Raw genomic sequence first — 284 nt, 5'->3', positions numbered from 1 at the left:
CCCATAACCTTCTGATCCGTAGTCAGACGCTCTATCCAATTGAGCTACGGGCGCGCTATATTATATGAATTACTATTTGGTGCGGCCGAGAGGACTTGAACCTCCACGGGGTTGCCCCCACTAGGCCCTCAACCTAGCGCGTCTGCCATTCCGCCACGACCGCGTTCAACTTTCTATTTAGGTTAACAAAAACCTTTATTACTTCTTTTAATTATAAAGTAAGTTGAAAATGGTGAGCCATGAAGGACTCGAACCTTCGACCCTCTGATTAAAAGTCAGATGCT

The 284-nt window shown here is 46.1% G+C and carries 1 tRNA gene; it reads right to left on the bottom strand.

What is annotated here, in order from left to right:
- Nucleotides 1–77: 77 nt before the first annotated feature.
- Nucleotides 78–163: transfer RNA gene (locus C9J34_RS21620), tRNA-Leu, on the bottom strand.
- Nucleotides 164–284 lie beyond the last annotated feature (121 nt).

The sequence above is a fragment of the Metasolibacillus meyeri genome (assembly GCF_003049505.1).
GTDB classification, from domain to species: domain Bacteria; phylum Bacillota; class Bacilli; order Bacillales_A; family Planococcaceae; genus Metasolibacillus; species Metasolibacillus meyeri.
This window is presented reverse-complemented; position numbering and strand designations above follow the sequence as displayed.